This is a genomic window from Pseudidiomarina halophila (genome assembly GCF_003987215.1).
In the GTDB taxonomy this organism is placed as follows: Bacteria; Pseudomonadota; Gammaproteobacteria; order Enterobacterales; family Alteromonadaceae; genus Pseudidiomarina; species Pseudidiomarina halophila.
The window spans coordinates 596,732-613,379 of sequence record NZ_PIPW01000001.1 but is presented as its reverse complement, the minus strand read 5'-3'; the positions used below and the strand labels follow the sequence as shown (position 1 = coordinate 613,379).

17 protein-coding genes are annotated in these 16,648 nt (G+C 49.2%); 7 read left to right on the top strand and 10 right to left on the bottom strand.

Translation table 11 applies throughout. The features are described from left to right. Positions 1-92 precede the first annotated feature (92 nt). The 7 genes from tyrR to pspA form a co-directional block, all read right to left on the bottom strand. Positions 93-1,661, bottom strand: a complete 1,569-nt coding sequence (gene tyrR / locus CWI69_RS02950; RefSeq protein WP_126761736.1) for a transcriptional regulator TyrR — start codon at positions 1,659-1,661, stop codon at positions 93-95. Positions 1,662-1,782: 121 nt separating this feature from the next. Then, on the bottom strand, positions 1,783-2,127 hold the full coding sequence (locus CWI69_RS02945; protein WP_126761734.1) for a 4a-hydroxytetrahydrobiopterin dehydratase: 345 nt from the start codon (positions 2,125-2,127) through the stop codon (positions 1,783-1,785). A 28-nt stretch (positions 2,128-2,155) separates the two neighbouring features. Continuing rightward, positions 2,156-2,950, bottom strand: coding sequence for a phenylalanine 4-monooxygenase (gene phhA, locus CWI69_RS02940; RefSeq protein WP_126761732.1), 795 nt, complete (start codon positions 2,948-2,950; stop codon positions 2,156-2,158). Then, complete coding sequence (locus tag CWI69_RS02935; protein WP_126761730.1) at positions 2,943-4,193, bottom strand: trans-sulfuration enzyme family protein; 1,251 nt, start codon at positions 4,191-4,193, stop codon at positions 2,943-2,945. The genes phhA and CWI69_RS02935 overlap by 8 nt, the downstream gene beginning before the upstream one ends. A 132-nt stretch (positions 4,194-4,325) precedes the next feature. Next, a complete protein-coding gene (gene pspC, locus CWI69_RS02930) occupies positions 4,326-4,730 on the bottom strand; it encodes an envelope stress response membrane protein PspC (protein WP_126761729.1) in 405 nt (134 codons plus the stop codon). Then, entirely contained in the window at positions 4,727-4,966 is a 240-nt protein-coding gene (pspB, locus tag CWI69_RS02925) for an envelope stress response membrane protein PspB (protein WP_126761727.1), read from the bottom strand. The genes pspC and pspB overlap by 4 nt, the downstream gene beginning before the upstream one ends. Before the next feature lie 75 nt (positions 4,967-5,041). Then, on the bottom strand, positions 5,042-5,713 hold the full coding sequence (pspA, locus tag CWI69_RS02920) for a phage shock protein PspA (protein WP_126761725.1): 672 nt from the start codon (positions 5,711-5,713) through the stop codon (positions 5,042-5,044). A 229-nt stretch (positions 5,714-5,942) separates the two neighbouring features. On the opposite strand from pspA, the gene pspF reads away from it, so the two are divergent. The 7 genes from pspF to putP are packed head-to-tail and all read left to right on the top strand — an operon-like array spanning position 5,943 to position 13,881. Beyond that, the gene (pspF, locus tag CWI69_RS02915; protein ID WP_126761724.1) at positions 5,943-7,022 is read left to right on the top strand and encodes a phage shock protein operon transcriptional activator; all 1,080 of its coding nucleotides are present in this window, start codon (positions 5,943-5,945) and stop codon (positions 7,020-7,022) included. Next, positions 7,023-8,660 (top strand): ABC transporter substrate-binding protein, encoded by a 1,638-nt coding sequence (locus tag CWI69_RS02910; protein ID WP_126761722.1) that lies wholly within the window; start codon positions 7,023-7,025, stop codon positions 8,658-8,660. It abuts the gene before it with no gap. Continuing rightward, on the top strand, positions 8,657-9,688 hold the full coding sequence (locus CWI69_RS02905) for an ABC transporter permease (protein ID WP_126761720.1): 1,032 nt from the start codon (positions 8,657-8,659) through the stop codon (positions 9,686-9,688). Before CWI69_RS02910 ends, CWI69_RS02905 begins: the two co-directional genes overlap by 4 nt. Continuing rightward, positions 9,675-10,571 (top strand): ABC transporter permease subunit, encoded by an 897-nt coding sequence (locus CWI69_RS02900; protein ID WP_126761718.1) that lies wholly within the window; start codon positions 9,675-9,677, stop codon positions 10,569-10,571. The genes CWI69_RS02905 and CWI69_RS02900 overlap by 14 nt, the downstream gene beginning before the upstream one ends. Continuing rightward, positions 10,568-11,563, top strand: a complete 996-nt coding sequence (locus tag CWI69_RS02895; RefSeq protein WP_126761716.1) for an oligopeptide/dipeptide ABC transporter ATP-binding protein — start codon at positions 10,568-10,570, stop codon at positions 11,561-11,563. The genes CWI69_RS02900 and CWI69_RS02895 overlap by 4 nt, the downstream gene beginning before the upstream one ends. Next, positions 11,556-12,356, top strand: coding sequence for an ATP-binding cassette domain-containing protein (locus CWI69_RS02890; RefSeq protein WP_126761714.1), 801 nt, complete (start codon positions 11,556-11,558; stop codon positions 12,354-12,356). The genes CWI69_RS02895 and CWI69_RS02890 overlap by 8 nt, the downstream gene beginning before the upstream one ends. 4 nt (positions 12,357-12,360) lie before the next feature. Beyond that, positions 12,361-13,881, top strand: coding sequence for a sodium/proline symporter PutP (gene putP, locus CWI69_RS02885; RefSeq protein WP_126761712.1), 1,521 nt, complete (start codon positions 12,361-12,363; stop codon positions 13,879-13,881). A gap of 99 nt (positions 13,882-13,980) precedes the next feature. Here the strand turns inward: putP and CWI69_RS02880 are convergent, their stop codons facing one another. From CWI69_RS02880 to CWI69_RS02870, 3 genes are read right to left on the bottom strand one after another with little or no spacing between them, the layout of a single operon-like run. Next, complete coding sequence (locus CWI69_RS02880) at positions 13,981-15,015, bottom strand: patatin-like phospholipase family protein (protein WP_126761710.1); 1,035 nt, start codon at positions 15,013-15,015, stop codon at positions 13,981-13,983. A gap of 19 nt (positions 15,016-15,034) precedes the next feature. Continuing rightward, complete coding sequence (gene recA, locus CWI69_RS02875; protein ID WP_126761708.1) at positions 15,035-16,087, bottom strand: recombinase RecA; 1,053 nt, start codon at positions 16,085-16,087, stop codon at positions 15,035-15,037. Between the two features lie 59 nt (positions 16,088-16,146). After that, on the bottom strand, positions 16,147-16,629 hold the full coding sequence (locus tag CWI69_RS02870; protein WP_126761706.1) for a CinA family protein: 483 nt from the start codon (positions 16,627-16,629) through the stop codon (positions 16,147-16,149). Between the last annotated feature and the right edge of the window lie 19 nt (positions 16,630-16,648).

Below are 16,648 nucleotides of genomic sequence, written 5' to 3'. Positions count from 1 at the left end.
CATGTTGATACAGATCAACTTTAGCTAACAATCTGCGTTAGATATGTACGCTTTTCCATACAGCGTCCGTCTTTAACGTAAACAAAGCTTTACTACTGAGGTTTAGTTGTGGCTCGCCGTCGTTGTTTGCCGATACCGTACTCACGCAATTTATTCGCCACTGCAGTATGTGAAAGTCCCAGCTTTTTCGCTAATTGACGGGTGCTTGGATAGCTTGGATACAAGCGGCGTAATATTGTGCTTTCAAATTTTTTAACCGCCTCATCCAGACTTCCCTCTTCAAGATCGACCGCGACGTTTTCGTGTAAGCCTTCCGCTTCAGGAAGATAAACGTCGGCTGCAGTCAGGCGATCGCCTTCAAGCATGGAGATAGAACGAAACAATACATTTTCCAGCTGGCGCACGTTGCCGGGCCACTGATAGCGCTGCAGTAACTCACGGCAATCCCGGGTCAAAAGTACCAGGCTACGGCCCAGACGTTGGCAGGCCTGCAGACCAAAATGCTCAGCCAACAACGGAATGTCGGATTTGCGCTCGCGCAATGGAGGCAGCTGCAGGCTCAGAACGTTTAAGCGGTAGAACAAATCCTCCCGGAAAGTACCGGCCTCAACACGCAGCAATAAATCATCGCGTGCCGAACAGATAATTCGCACATCAACCGATACCTCTTGTTCCTCACCAATACGCCGAAATTTGCCATCCTGAATAAAGCGCAGCAATTTCGCTTGCAAGCCATTCGACATTTCCCCTACTGCATCTAAAAGTACAGTACCGCCATTGGCCTGCTCGAAGATCCCCTTCTTCGCCTCGGTGTGCGGTCCGAGACTACCTTTGCCATGCCCGAACAATTCACTTTCGGCGACATTATCAGGTAGAGCCGCACAATTGACCGCCAAAAACGGTTGCTCCGCACGATGACTGGATTGATGACAGGCGCGCGCCAGCAGCTCTTTACCGACTCCAGTTTCACCTTGCACTAACAAGGGGACATTAAGTTCTGCCATACGCCGTGCTTCTTTGCGCAGGCGCTTCATGCTGGCATGTTCACCGAGCAGCTGATGAAACGCATCCTGTTGGCCGGTACGCTGCCACTGGCTACTCAGAGGTTGTGGCTTGCAGGTCAGTACCGCGCCCGCGAAACTGGTTTTTTTATGCTCATCAGCGACCCAGATAGGCATCAACTCAGCAAAGTACTTGGCACCATTGATGGTAACCTGGCTCACCTGTGGCTCCGTCGGCTGACGTTCCAGCCAGCGACTGATGTTAAAGCCACTAAGCCATTGAGTAATAACGGTGCCCGGTAAATGCTGACGCGTATCAGTAAGTAATAGACCGGCGGCATCATTGGCGATGTCGATGAAGCCTCTGGCATCAATGGAAAGGACGGGATCAGGAAGCTTATTTAATAGTAAACTAAACTCAAAATGCTCCCGCTCTGAGGGCATAAAAGCTACGGTTTTTACATCTTTCACATTAGGTATGCGGCGAATTTCAGGCATCAGATGCTGAAAATCTTTAAACTCAAGCTCCGGGAAATTCAGAAAGATTTTTCCTTTCGGATCAACTTCAATACCACGTAGATCAATTTCGCGGGAACGCAGGATTTGCAGCACATCCTGGCAAAGACCAAGGCGGTCATCACAGGTAATTTCGAGACGCATCAGCACAACTTATAGGTTGGTTATTATGTAAACATAAGTATACATAAAAAAGCCTCCACCCGTCACTAGGGCAGAGGCTCTTTGTCGATAGCTTTACGCGAACCGGCGCAAGCTGGCGGATTTAGTCTTCGTTTCTTGCTTCGTCAGTCCGTGCCGCCATAATAAAATCATTTTTGTGCAGACCATTAATTGAATGGGTCCACCAGGTAACAGTGACTTTGCCCCACTCGGTCACCAGAGTTGGGTGATGAGCTTCGTCTTCGGCAATAGCACCAATTTTAACTGTGAAAGCCAGCGCTTGTTTGAAGTTTTTAAACTTAAACTCGCGCTCGAGCTGCATCACGCCATCGCGCGTTACCGGCGTCCATTCAGGAATTTCGCGCATTAGCTCCGCTAACTCTTCGTCAGTCACTTTCGGAGCCTCAGCATTACAGGCTTCACATTTTTGTTCTTTCAAGTCACTCATATTAACTCCCTTTTCTGTCGTTGAACTGTCAGGCGGCATCTTTAGGTGGAAACTTCGGTTCAAACAAACCAAGTTCCATCGCTTCATGAACTAGCGCCATGATATCCAGATCCGCAATTTCAAACAGCTTCTCAGTACTTTCAATGGTGTAGTAAATCGGTTGCATAATGTCGATGCGATAAGGCGTACGCAACGCATCCAGCGGTACTAAGGGGTTACGTTCAGGCACATCGCTGTGGATCGCATATTCCGTTTCGCCTGGCGAAGATAAAATACCGCCACCATAGATGCGCAGTCCGTCAGGGGTATTCAACAAACCAAACTCCACGGTAAACCAATATAACCGTGCTAGATAAACCCGTTCTTTGGGTGTCGCATTCAGCCCGAGCTTACCGTATTGGTGGGTGAAATGGGCGAACGCCGGGTTGGTCAGTAACGGACAATGGCCAAATATTTCATGAAAAATATCAGGCTCTTGTAAATAATCAAACTCTTCGCGTGTGCGAATAAACGTAGCTACCGGAAATTGCTTGTTCGCCAATAACCGGAAAAACTCGTCAAACGGAATCAACGCCGGAACCTGGGCGACCTGCCACCCGGTTGTTGCCTCCAGCACTTTATTCACTTCATGTAACTGCGGTAAGCGATCCTGCGGCAAGTCCAGCAAATCCAGGCCATGCATGTATTCATCACAGGCTTTACCCGGGATGTGTTTTAACTGGCGAGCAACCAAATCGCGCCATACCGCGTTCTCTTCGTCACTCCAGTCGATAATACCGTTCTCGTCTGGCTGGCGTGAAACGTATTGGCTTTGTTTACCCATAACTCACAGTTTCCCCTTGTTGCTGTTCTTTAGTGTTGTCTATTACGAATGTCTTGGCAAACGCTTGTGCTAAATCATTAATAATATCGTCGGCCGCTTCTAAGCCTACGGCAATGCGGATCAAAGTCTCACTAATCCCTGCACGGGCACGCGCTTCCGCCGAATAGGGCGAATGTGTCATCGACGCGGGATGCTGAATAAGTGTTTCTGCGTCACCTAAGCTTACCGCAATGGTGATCAACTCTAAATAGTCCAATAGTCGCTGGGCGTCTTGACTGTCGCCGTGCAATTCAAAGGCGATAACAGCACCGCTGCCATGCATTTGCGTTCCCATCAGGCGCTGTGCCGGATGATCCGGCAACCCCGGGAAATAAACATCCCGCACAAACGGCTGCTGAACCAGATACTCAGCTACTTTGACGGCATTTTGGCAGTGGCGTTCCATCCGTACGTCGAGAGTTTTCAAGCCACGCAAAATCAACCAGGCATCATGCGGACTCATGGTTGCGCCCATATCTTTCAGAGTGGTCGACTTGATCATCTCAATATCTTCAGCGCTACCGCAAATGAGGCCAGCAACGACGTCGCCATGACCGTTTAAAAATTTAGTTGCACTGTGAATAACAAGATCAGCGCCCTGCTTACGTGGCTGCTGTAATAACGGCGTCATAAAGGTATTGTCGACAATGACCCGAGCCTGACGTTCATGGGCGATGGCCGCAACCGCGGCAATATCGATAATTTTTAAATGTGGGTTAGCCGGGGTTTCAATAAACACCATTTTCGTGTTGTCGCGCATGGCGCCACGAACATTCTCTGCATCAGTCATGTCAACAAACTCGACTTCAATACCGAATTTCTTAAACAGATGAGAAAAGAGTGCAAAACTACAACCGTAGATGGCGTCGGCAACAACAACATGATCGCCTTGCTGCAAAAATGCCAGCATTGCAGCGGAAACCGCGCCCATACCTGTGGCACATGCAGCCCCTGCAGGAAAGCCTTCAAGTTGTGCGACCCGTGCTTCGAGTTCATTAGTCGTTGGGTTGCCAAGACGTGAATAGATATAACCGCTTTCTTCACCGGCAAAGCGAGCTGAGCCTTCCGCAGTGGTGTTAAACGCGAATGTTGCGGTCTGGTAGAGCGGTGCAACCAGTGCTCCATGTTGATCCGGCTGTTTGCCACCGTGAATCGTCATGGTCGCTGGCTGCCATTGCGATTTTTGGTTTTTATTGTTGCGCATTGGCAGTACGTCCTCTTGTTGTCGACATCAAAGAGTGCATGCTGCCTTTGCGCAACGCAACTTGTCAGGGTGACAGAGATGCGGCCTGGGTGTAACGCTAATTTTCCACCTGAAGCTTGATGGAGCGCAAAGTTAAAGCTTTCTCAACTCGCGATCGACTTGATAAGCATTCGAGGTAACGTAACGCTCCATTTCCTGCAAACGTCCCTCAAGTTCACGAAATTCCTCGTCGATTTCCTGGTACGCCTGACGCGGCGGCTCACCCGCACCATAAACTTTGGTCTTTAAACCTATCGGTTGGTGATCACCATTGTTCTTTTGCACTGGCTTCTCATCCAGAATCATCCAGGCAGCAATATAAAGAATGACGACAAAACCATGGCCAAAAATTACAGCGGTGACGACAATAATACGCACCAGCCAGGCTTCAATGTTGAAGTAGTTCGCTATTCCGGCGCAAACACCTGCAACCTTGGCGTTCTTTTTATCCCGGAGCAATTGCTTGCGTGGTTTGTGGTTATCATCGGAGTAACTCATTTCCGTTCCCTCCAGGTTGGCGCATCGGCATCAAGAATCGACTCTAACGTCTTAATACGCTCACGCATCTGTTCGGCTTGCCGCGCTAACTGTTGTAAGTCCTGCAATTCTGTTTCAGAAAGGCCCTGACTCATTTTCCGTTTGCTGCGGTAATGCATGATGATCCAAACGGGCGCCACAAAAATCATAAACAGAATCAGTGGCACAGCAATCATCGGTACAAGTATGTCTGCCATTGTAAAGGTTCCCTATGGTCGTTTTAGTTTTGGCGTGCACCCGCAACTGCGGGTGGAGCCAAAGTTTCGAGTCAATTAGTCAGCTTTCTTTTCTTTCTTAACGCGTGCTTTTAATGCTTCCAGCTCGTCGTTAATTTTGTCTTCGCCTTCAAGTTCAGCAAATTCATCGCGCAAGGTTTTCTTGCCCATATCGTAAGCTTCGACCTGTGACTCTAAATCATCAATTTTAGACTCATAGCGTTCAAAACGAAGCATTGCATCATCAATTTTTCCGCTATCAATGCGTTTTTTCACTTCTAAACGGCTGCTAACAGCGCGTTGACGCATGATAATGGTTTTCTGCCGAGCTTTAGCGTCAGCTAATTTCTCTTGCAACTGACCTACTTCTTCATTTAAGCGGTTCAGGTGTTCGTTAATGCGATCGATATCGACATTCAGGCTGGCAACAGCGTCATCAGCTTTACGTTTTTCAACTAAAGCTAAACGTGCCAGGTCGTCGCGATCTTTGCTTAACGCTAATTCAGCTTTCTTTTCCCATTCCGCTACATCGTTTTCATAGCGGCTCATTTGACGCTCGGTATCTTTCTTCTCCGCAATCAGCCGGGCTGATGTTGAGCGTACTTCTACCAAAGTGTCTTCCATTTCTTGAATAATCAGGCGCACCATTTTTTCTGGATCTTCTGCTTTATCCAGTAATGCGTTGATGTTCGAATTTACGATATCTGAAAATCGTGAAAAGATACCCATGTTCGTGTCCTCATTAATTGATTCGAAACTGTTACTTTACGGTCACGATTGATAATGCAGATACCATGCCAACTTTTAAAAACCTGCTTAATTCGCTGATTTTTAGCTATTTATCAGAGAATATCAAATTTTTGTTTGACCCTGACGAGTTATCAAATACACTAAATATTAGCCAAATTAACCACACCAGCAGTACAACGATCGCATAACAATAACAACGAGGCTTGAAATGAGTCCCCCACGCGAAGCGGATAACCTCATTGGTGAAGCAAATAGCTTTCTCGCAGTATTAGAACAAGTGTCGCAAATCGCGCCGCTTGCTAAACCTGTATTAATTATCGGTGAGCGCGGCACGGGTAAAGAGCTTATCGCCGCCCGGCTACACTTTTTGTCACAACGCTGGCAGCAAAACTATGTGAAGCTCAACTGCGCCGCATTAAGCGAAACCCTGTTAGAAAGCGAATTATTCGGCCATGAGGCTGGTGCTTTTACAGGTGCACAAAAACGCCATGAGGGTAGGTTTGAGCGAGCCGATCAGGGTACCTTATTTCTCGATGAGCTAGCTAATACCTCACCGTTAGTTCAAGAAAAAATCCTACGCGTAATAGAATACGGCGAATTTGAGCGCGTCGGTGGCTCAAAAACAGTGCGCACCGATGTCCGTCTCATTGCCGCGACTAACGAGGATTTGCCGCAGTTGGCAGAACAGGGCAAATTCCGCGCTGACTTATTGGACCGCCTGGCGTTCGACGTCATTACCCTGCCGCCCTTACGTGAGCGGCGCGAAGATATCCTTATATTGGCAGAGCATTTCGCCATCCACATGGCACGGGAACTCGGTTACGAGCTTTTTAGCGGCTTTACCCAACGCGCCCGGCAAACCCTACTGGCACACCCATGGCCAGGTAATATCCGCGAGCTAAAAAACGTCGTTGAGCGCTCCGTGTACCGCCTCGGTAGCGGTGCTGTACCGCTGGATAACATTGTCATCGACCCCTTTGCCAGCCCCTGGCGGCCGCAACCTGCACCCCATCGGGAGGTTGCGAACTCTGTCGCTGCGGATAGCACTACGGAAACTTCAGGTGATGATAGTTCAGCAGTGATTGCCACGGCTTCAGCGATTGATTTCAATTGCGGCGCTATCGATTTTAAGGAAGTTACCGCCGATTATGAAACTGAAGTTTTACAACAGGCGCTGCGCCATGCACAATTCAATCAAAAGAAAACAGCAGAACTGCTGGGGCTCACCTATCATCAACTACGGGGCTACTTGAAAAAATATCAATTACTCGATGGATCTACCAATTAAATGAGCATTTGGCGACTTTGGCTACTTACACCGATACTCACTCTGGCGGCGTGTACGCCTGCCAGTCACGATGTCGCACCGCTGCGCAATGGCATTGTCTATTGTTCCGAGGGTAACCCTGAGAGTTTCAACCCTCAGCTTGGAACCTCCGGAACCACCATTGATGCCACGTCAGCACAGATCTATGATCGGCTGATTGACTACGATGACCACCAGCAGAAATTTGTACCTGCGTTAGCCGAATCATGGCAGACGCTGGATAACGGCACCCGTTACCGCTTTACGCTCAGGCCTAATGTGCAGTTCCACCAGGCGCCCTGGTTTACTCCAAGTCGCGCCTTCAATGCCGATGATGTCGTCTTTACATTCAAGCGTTGGTTAAATGAGGATCACCCCTACCATGAGGTTAATGGTGGCAGTTACCCATTTTTTACCGCCAGTGGTCTGAGTCGATTAATTACCGATGTTGTTGCAGTAAACGAAACCACCGTAGATTTCTATCTAAAGCACAGCAATAGTTCCTTCTTAGCTAATCTGGCGACTGACTTCGCCGTAATCCTCTCCGCCGAGTATGGCGCTGAACTACTTGTTCGTGGCGAACCTGCTGAAATTGATAAACAGCCTATTGGTACCGGCCCCTTTGTATTTGAAGAGTTCCGTAAAGATTTAATCATTCGTTATCAGCGTCATGATGATTATTGGCGGGAACCGGCTCATATTGAACAACTGGTGTATTCCATCACCCCTAACGCAAATAAGCGGATGCTGAAGCTGATTACCGGCGAATGTGATGTCATCCCCTACCCACTGGTGGAAGAGCTTGCCCAACTTGATACCGGCGATGAAATCCAAATCTCCAGTACTGTGAATCCCAATATTGCTTTCTGGGCTTTTAATACCGAGCATCCGCCGTTTGATGATGTACTCGTGCGCCGCGCTATGGCCAGTGCCATAAATCGCAAAGCCATTATTCAGACCATATACAACGGTAACGCTAAATTAGCGACGGGTGTGCTACCGGAGACGTCCTGGGCATACAGCCCGGTCGACCAGACCTATGGTTATAACCCGGAGCGTGCCCGCGAACTACTCATTGAAGCCGGTTATGGTGACGGCTTTGAATTCGACATCTGGGCGATGCCCGTGCAACGTGCTTATAACCCAAACGCACAGAAGATGGCAGAGCTCATTCAATCCGATCTGGCACAAATTGGCGTCACAGCTAACATCGTTAGTTATGAGTGGAATGCTTTCCGCCGGCGTCTGGCGCGGGATGAGCACGACAGCGTGCTGATTGGCTGGATTGCGGATAATGCGGATCCGGACAATTTTTTCCGCCCCTTACTCAGTTGCAACGCACTTAACGTTGGCACCAACCGGGCCAACTGGTGTGAACCCGGATTTGATGATTTACTCGTACAAGCCATTAGTGAAGAAAATACCGACAGTCGTAAGAAGCTCTATCAGGAAGTCGAAAACTGGGTTTACCGCGAAGCGCCTTTAGTTCCCATAGCCAACTCGATGCGTTTTCAAGCCCATCGCAGCGATGTTCATGGCGTCGAAGTACCAGCTTATGGTGGTGTAAGCTTCCGTAATGCCTACCGGGACGGCAAACGTGAGCAAGAGGCGCAACCATGATTCGTTATACTTTACGGCGTCTGACCTTATTGATTGTCACCCTATGGTTGCTGACGGTTTTTCTGTTTAGCTTAAATTATTTCTTCCCCGGCGACCCGTTAACCAATATGACCGGGATTCGGGCCAGCAACACCCTGAGCTATCAACTTGCTGCTGAAGCGCGCGGCTTTGACGCGTCAATCATTAGCCAGTACATCAACTTTGTCGGGCATTTTGTCCGCGGTGACTGGGGTCAGTCTCTGACTACCCAACGCGATGTCTTCACGGATTTGATTCCGTTGCTCGGCGGTACTCTTGAGCTTAGCCTGTTAGCTATGATCCTCGCCATGGTGATTGGCGCCCCGCTCGGCCTTTACGCCGCTGGGCAGCAACGTGGCAGTATGGATCGTTTAGCTATGGGGGTGAGCCTGAGCGCTTACTCAATTCCAGTATTCTGGCTGGCACAGCTGCTGATCTTGTTGTTTGCTGTCAAACTCCGCTGGACCCCTATCTCCGGCCAAATTAATCCGCTGTTTGATATCGATGTCTACAGTGGCTCAATCATTGTAGATATTCTGATAAGTGATAACCCCTACAAACAAGCGGCCCTGCTTGATGCCATCAATCACCTGTGGTTACCGGTCATTGTTTTGGCCATCATGCCCGCCACTATGCTAATGCGCATCACGCGGAACAGCATGCTTGAGGTTTTACAGCAAAATTATATTCGGGCAGCGCGGGCGCGCGGCCTTACCGAAACCCGTATCCTGCTGCGGCACGTTTTGCCAAACGCCATGCAGCCTGTGGTCCGCCAGCTAGGTCTGATGTTCAGTATTCTTATGAGCAACATTATCATCACTGAAGTAATCTTTAACTGGCCCGGCTTAGGCAGCTGGCTGGTGAAAAGTATTTACGAACGTGATTATCCGGTCATGCAAGGTGGTTTATTCGCTTTTGCAGCACTGATACTCTTAGTCAATGTGTTAGTTGAGCTGTTTCATGCTTGGCGCTACCCGCAGGTACGCAAGGAACTTTATGCAGAACGCTAATATTTACTTTCAGCAACGCGAGCCGTCGCCGCTGCGTCAAATTTGGCTGCACATGAACGCCAACCCATTCGCTGTGGTCGCGTTTTATATTCTTGCGTTGGCCTTGTTGGTAATGCTGCTGTCGCCCGTAATCACGCCGTACAATCCAGATGCGCAATTTACCGATGCTATCCTGCAACCGCCAAGTTGGGATGCCCAAGGTGAAATTACCTATTTATTCGGCACTGACGATTTAGGTCGGGACATACTCTCCAGAATCATTGCCGGGTCGGTTTACAGCCTTGGCTATCCGCTCATTGCTGTACTTATCGCTGCTTTGATCGGTGTCAGTATCGGCGCCTGGGCCGGTATGTCACGTGGGGTACAGTCATCAACCCTGAACCACATGCTCGACGTCATCTTATCGATTCCATCGTTATTGCTGGCATTGGTCATTATTGCCATTCTTGGGCCGTCACTGATTAACGTCATGTTGGCAATTACCCTGGTGTTAATTCCACAGTTCATTCATGTGGTCCACAACGCCATCTATGACGAGCGTTACAAAGAGTATGTCACGGCCTCACGCTTAAACGGGGTGAATCGATGGTACATGCTGACCCGGGTTATCTTCCCGAATATCACCAGTGTTTTGGTTATGCAGACAACTTTTGCACTATCCACCGCGATTCTCGATATTGCCGCACTTGGTTTTCTCGGTTTAGGTGTTCAGGCACCTGCGCCTGAATGGGGGACCATGCTGGCGCGCAGCCTTGATCAAGTGTACGTATCACCCTGGATGATGATACTGCCAGGTCTGGCTCTGTTTCTTACGATTCTCTCGATCAATGTGCTTGGCGACAGCATTCGTGCCGCCATCGCTGAACGGGTACGCAATTCATGACCATTCTCGATATTCGTAACCTTACTATTGAACTGGAAACTGACAACGGTCCGGTGCGTGTGCTTGATCGCTTTAATCTGCAGTTAGCTGAAGGCGAAATACACACCTTGATCGGTGAGTCCGGCTCAGGTAAAAGCTTGCTGGCCAAGGCCATATTGGGCTTTATCAATCCGCGCTGGAAGATCACCGCCGATCGCTTATGGTGGCGTCATTACGATCTGCTCGCACTCAACAACGCACAGCGCCGCATTGTGACAGGTCGCGATATGGCGATGATTTTTCAGGATCCCAGCACTTATCTTGATCCTAACGATAAGGTTGGCGCGCAGCTGCGGGAAACCATTCCCGCTGGTGAACTGACTGGAATTTACCTCAAACGCCGGGCCGACCGTCAAACACGGGCTGAACGTCTGCTGCATCGTGTCGGTATCAAAGACACCAAGGAAGTGATGGAGAGCTATCCCCATGAGCTTTCTGAAGGTCTGGCACAGAAAGTCAGCATTGCTATGGCCATTGCCCATAATCCCAAGTTACTGATTGCGGATGAGCCAACAACCGCTATGGAACCGAATACGCGTGCACAAATCTATCGGTTGCTGGCAAAGCTGAGCGCGGGCCAAGGAATGTCGATTCTGATGATTACCCAGGATCTCACTGCTGTGGTACCAGAAAGTCAACGTATCAGTTTAATTTACTGTGGCCAGCTAATGGAATCCGGGCCCACTGAACAAGTTATGCAGTCACCTCTTCACCCGTACACCGATGCCATGTTGAGCATGAGTTTGTTTAATCAAAATGCCGGGCCTAAAACCCGGCTACCGACGCTTTCGGGGGCCATCCCGACCTTACAACACATGCCGATTGGGTGTCGTTTAGGACCCCGTTGCCCCTACGCACGTCGGGCGTGCGTGATTCAGCCGCCATTGGAAAAACGTCAGCAGCAGCAGTACGCCTGCCATTATCCGCTGTGGGAGGACTCCGGGCATGACTAAACTGCTGGAAGTTCGCGAGATCAGTAAGTATTACGTACACAAAGACGGCTGGATGCCTGGCAAACGCATTTGCGCGCTAGAGCCTTTAAGTTTTGATCTGGAACGCGGTGAAACTTTAGCAATTATGGGCGAAACCGGGTCTGGAAAATCGACCATTGCAAAAATTATTGCGGGTGCTGAGCGTCCTTCAAGTGGTGAGTTGTTTCTCAACGGTCAGGCACTGAGCGCCATGACAGACCAACAACGTTGCCGCTACGTACGCATGATCTTTCAGGATAGTTTGCGTTCACTGAATCCGCAGATTACTGTCGGCCAACAACTTACCGAACCTTTGATTTTTAATACCGACTGGACGCCTGAAAAACAGAAACAACACGTTTACGAAACTCTGAGTAAAGTCGGCTTGCTGCCTGATCATTACGGGTTTTATCCGCACATGCTCTCGAGTGGTCAGCAGCAACGGGTGTGTATTGCCCGTGCCATAGTGCTTGAACCGCAGATCGTGATGGCCGATGAAGCCTTTGTCGCACTCGACCCATCGATTAGAGCTCAAATCATTAACCTTATCCTCGATCTTCAGCAAGATATGGGTATTTCGTTCATTTTCGTCTCACATTCGGCGGAGATTGTGAAGCATGTTTCAGACAAGATCTTGATAATGCATCGTGGTAGTATGATCGAGTTTGGAACCACACAGGCACTGATAAATCATCCTGAGGAGCAACTCACGAAAACCTTGTTGCACTCGGAACATAATTACAAAGTGCCGTTACACTCAACAACGAAGGAGTAAAGCTTTGGAAACAGGTACGCTTCTATCATTAGCGCTCTATTTCATTGCAATGCTGGGGATTGGTCTGTACGCGTATAAGAAATCTACCGATGACGTTTCTGGCTATATGCTGGGCGGCCGTGGATTAGGTCCGGGGGTCACCGCTCTGTCAGCCGGGGCATCAGATATGAGCGGTTGGATGCTCATGGGGCTGCCAGGTGCTATTTACGTCTCAGGTGTTTCACAACTATGGATAGCTGTAGGTTTGGTCGTTGGCGCCTACTTGAACTACATCATTGTTGCACCCCGTTTACGCATGTACACCGAAGTCGCAAACGATTCCATCACCATTCCTGATTACTTTGCGAACCGCTTCAATGACAAAGCGCGCATGTTGCGCGTTTTTTCATCCCTGGTCATTATTATTTTCTTTACCCTCTACACCTCAGCGAGTCTGGTAGCGGGCGGCAAATTGTTCGCCAGCTCAGCCTTTGGCCTGGAATACAGTTTAGGGCTTTGGGTGACCGCTGGAGTGGTTTGTGCCTACACCTTGTTCGGCGGCTTCTTAGCCGTGAGCATGACGGACTTTGTACAAGGTTGTATTATGTTCGTGGCCTTGGTGCTCGTCCCTATTGTCGCAATATTCGACCTGGGAGGAATCACCTCTGTAACGGATCAGGTGGCAGCCATTAATCCTGACTTCCTGAGCTTCTTCCGAGATGGCTCGATTGCCGACCCCATGTTAAACCAGTTATCCTTTTTGGGAATTATTTCCCTGCTGGCATGGGGCCTGGGTTACTTCGGGCAACCACACATCATTGTCCGTTTCATGGCCATTCGTTCAGTTAAGGATATCCCAAAAGCACGTCGCATTGGTATCGTCTGGATGACCGTGTCAATCATTGGTGCGATGATCACAGGTTTCGTAGGTATCGCCTATGTAGCTGAAACCAAGATGGTACTCAATGATGCCGAGACGATCTTTATCATCTTCTCGCAATTCCTGTTCCATCCGCTCATTGCTGGTTTCTTGTTAGCTGCGATTCTTGCCGCCATCATGAGTACCATCTCATCGCAGTTGCTGGTGACCTCCAGCTCGCTGACGGAAGACTTTTATAAAGCCTTTTTACGCCGTGATGCGAGCCAGAAGGAATTGGTACTGGTCGGACGGATTTCTGTGCTTATCGTTTCACTGGTGGCCATTGCGCTTGCCTGGAACCCGGAAAACACCATTCTCAGCTTAGTTGCGAATGCCTGGGCAGGATTTGGCGCAGCCTTTGGTCCGGTTATTATTCTCAGCTTGTTCTGGAAACGTATGAACCGTAATGGTGCATTAGCTGGCATGCTAACCGGCGCTGCGACGGTACTGTTCTGTATCTATGTCCCCGTCATCGACGGTCAGCCGCTAAGTAGCTTCATTTACGAGATCATTCCCGGGTTTATCGTTTGTACCCTGGCAGTGATTATCGGCAGTCTTGCTACTGCAGAACCCGAGCAGAATATACGTAGTACCTTTGAAGAAATGGAACGTGAGATGCTTAAATAAACGCATTAGCGCTCAACAAAAAACCGCAGCTCCGGCTGCGGTTTTTTTTGCTTTGCGATAGGTATTTTATGATTGTTGCCGCTGCTTCGTTGCTAAAAACTAGCCACGACGCTCGGTGTAGAGCTCGAGTTCACTGAGGATATAATCCTTCATCCGCATTGTCGTTTCATAACCTAAATCGATGGCTTCGTTACCACGCTCAAACTCCAGCAGACCAATATGACCTAATTTAGGCTGCACCAGTATATCTGGCGGGTCACCGGCAATACGCCCTTTGGTAATACGTTCCTGCATGATATCGATGGCACCTGCCATAACACCGAACATCCCGGGAGCCTTGTGCGACGGACCACTGAATTTATCCATCACGCCATCCCAGTACTGACTGCTGGCAGACAGGAAGTTTTTGAAGAAGCCTTCGTCAGCTTCTTCCTCTTGCTGAATCGTCAACTCAGACGTCTCAGAGGCAGATCCACTTTCAACCGCTGTGGTTGCCGTTTTTGGCATGGCATGTACATCTGCTTCAGGTTCGGGTTGTGGTGGATTATCACGTCCCCGTGCTTCTATAGCAGCATTATTCAGCTGTGAATTAAGATGTACTGCAATAACAAAGTCACCGCCCAGAGCACGACATAATGAGACCGGCACCGGATTAACCAAACCGCCATCAACCAGCCAACGACCATTATGCGCAGATGGAGCTAATAACCCTGGCATTGAACATGAAGCGCGTGCGGCATGGTAAATATCGCCTTCCCGTAACCACACTTCCCGCCCCGTATAGAGATCCGTAGCGACTGCGCCATAGACAACATCAAGATTTTCGATTTCAACGCCGCCAAAACGCTCGCGCGCGTGGCTAAAAACTTTTTCGCCCTGAATAATACCGCCGTGGCTAAAACCAAAATCCAGCAGGTTAAACACCTGCCAACGGCCCATGTCCCGAACCCAATTCTCAAGCTCATCGAGTCGGCCGGAAGCAAAACCGGCCCCCACAAGGGAGCCGATAGATGTTCCTGCAACGATATCAACTTCAATGCCCATTTCTTTCAACGCTTTAATCACGCCAATATGGGACCATCCACGAGCTGCACCAGAACCAAGTGCGAGAGCAACTTTCACATCACTACTCATCGCTGAACATTCCTTTTTATCAAATCAAATCTTCATCCGTCACTTCAGCATCTGGTTTCTCAGCGGACTTCTCAGCCTTCACTGGCTTAGCCAATAACTGCTCACGGATGCGTTTTTCAATATCGGCCGCAATCTTCGGATTCTCCTTGAGAAACTTCATTGCGTTCGCTTTACCCTGACCGATCTTATCACCGTTATAGCTATACCATGCACCGGCTTTATCAACAATCTTCTGTTTTACACCCAGGTCAACCAACTCACCTTCTTTAGAAATACCTGATCCGTACATGATCTGGAATTCAGCTTGCTTGAACGGTGGCGCGACTTTGTTCTTCACAACTTTAACCCGGGTCTCGTTGCCGACGACTTCATCACCTTCTTTTACGGCACCGGTGCGGCGAATATCCAGACGTACTGACGAGTAGAATTTCAGCGCATTACCACCAGTGGTGGTTTCTGGGTTACCAAACATAACGCCAATCTTCATCCGGATTTGGTTAATGAAGATACACAAGCTGTTCGAACGCTTAATATTGGCGGTCAGCTTACGTAATGCTTGCGACATCAGACGCGCCTGCAAACCTACATGACTGTCCCCCATCTCACCTTCGATTTCAGCTTTTGGTGTTAATGCGGCTACGGAGTCAACGATAACCACGTCAACCGCCGCTGAACGCACCAGCATGTCGCAAATTTCCAGTGCTTGCTCGCCGTTATCCGGTTGTGAAACCAACAGTTCATCAACGTTTACACCAAGTTTCGCAGCATAAATTGGATCAAGAGCATGTTCCGCGTCGACAAAAGCACAAACCTTGCCGGCTTTTTGTGCTTCGGCAATTACCTGCAACGTTAAGGTCGTTTTACCGCTCGATTCAGGACCATAAACTTCGACAACACGGCCAAACGGCAAACCACCGATACCCAGGGCGATATCTAAACTAAGTGACCCTGTAGAAACAAAGTCGATGTCTAGCGTTTGGTTGTCGCCCAAGCGCATAATGGAACCTTTACCAAATTGACGTTCGATCTGACTAAGTGCCGCGTCGAGTGCTTTTTGTTTGTCGTTGCTCATGATAATGTCCGTTCTAGTGATTGCGATAAAAACTGAGTATACTGTATTTTTATACAGTATCAAGAAATTTTTTCATAACACCTTAATGCTTCGCTTATTGTGGCATCCCTGACCTCCTCCCGGGCGCCGCCAAATTGTTTTGACCAGCTGCAACTTCCCTCAGGCCAGGCCAGGCCGAACCAGACTAAACCTATGGGTTTGTCATTGCTGCCACCAGTAGGTCCGGCTACACCAGTAACGGCAACCGCAAGCTCTGTGTCAGCTTTTTTGCGCGCGCCTCTGGCCATTGCCTCTGCCGTAGCGCCTGATACCGCGCCACTTTGCTCCAATGTCGATGCAGGAACGTCCAACAAGTGCTGCTTCAGGGCGTTGCTATAGGTTATAAAACCACCTTCAAACCACTGTGAACTTCCGGCGACTGAAGTTAAAGCATAACCTATTCCGCCACCGGTACAGGACTCTGCGGTTGCCATGCGCCAATTTTTTTCCAGCAACCAGCGGCCGATTTGTTGTGCCAGATCAGAATGAGATTGTGTTACCATTTTGCCATCAAGCTCCCAT

Coding starts and splice junctions, on each gene's coding strand:
- CWI69_RS02870 (WP_126761706.1), bottom strand. CDS start 16,629: ATGGTAACACAATCTCATTCTGATCTGGCACAACAAATCGGCCGCTGG.
- CWI69_RS02880 (WP_126761710.1), bottom strand. CDS start 15,015: ATGAGTAGTGATGTGAAAGTTGCTCTCGCACTTGGTTCTGGTGCAGCT.
- pspC (WP_126761729.1), bottom strand. CDS start 4,730: ATGAGTTACTCCGATGATAACCACAAACCACGCAAGCAATTGCTCCGG.
- CWI69_RS02905 (WP_126761720.1), top strand. CDS start 8,657: ATGATTCGTTATACTTTACGGCGTCTGACCTTATTGATTGTCACCCTA.
- CWI69_RS02945 (WP_126761734.1), bottom strand. CDS start 2,127: ATGAGTGACTTGAAAGAACAAAAATGTGAAGCCTGTAATGCTGAGGCT.
- CWI69_RS02900 (WP_126761718.1), top strand. CDS start 9,675: ATGCAGAACGCTAATATTTACTTTCAGCAACGCGAGCCGTCGCCGCTG.
- CWI69_RS02895 (WP_126761716.1), top strand. CDS start 10,568: ATGACCATTCTCGATATTCGTAACCTTACTATTGAACTGGAAACTGAC.
- pspB (WP_126761727.1), bottom strand. CDS start 4,966: ATGGCAGACATACTTGTACCGATGATTGCTGTGCCACTGATTCTGTTT.
- CWI69_RS02910 (WP_126761722.1), top strand. CDS start 7,023: ATGAGCATTTGGCGACTTTGGCTACTTACACCGATACTCACTCTGGCG.
- CWI69_RS02890 (WP_126761714.1), top strand. CDS start 11,556: ATGACTAAACTGCTGGAAGTTCGCGAGATCAGTAAGTATTACGTACAC.
- CWI69_RS02935 (WP_126761730.1), bottom strand. CDS start 4,193: ATGCGCAACAATAAAAACCAAAAATCGCAATGGCAGCCAGCGACCATG.
- pspA (WP_126761725.1), bottom strand. CDS start 5,713: ATGGGTATCTTTTCACGATTTTCAGATATCGTAAATTCGAACATCAAC.
- pspF (WP_126761724.1), top strand. CDS start 5,943: ATGAGTCCCCCACGCGAAGCGGATAACCTCATTGGTGAAGCAAATAGC.
- recA (WP_126761708.1), bottom strand. CDS start 16,087: ATGAGCAACGACAAACAAAAAGCACTCGACGCGGCACTTAGTCAGATC.
- tyrR (WP_126761736.1), bottom strand. CDS start 1,661: ATGCGTCTCGAAATTACCTGTGATGACCGCCTTGGTCTTTGCCAGGAT.
- phhA (WP_126761732.1), bottom strand. CDS start 2,950: ATGGGTAAACAAAGCCAATACGTTTCACGCCAGCCAGACGAGAACGGT.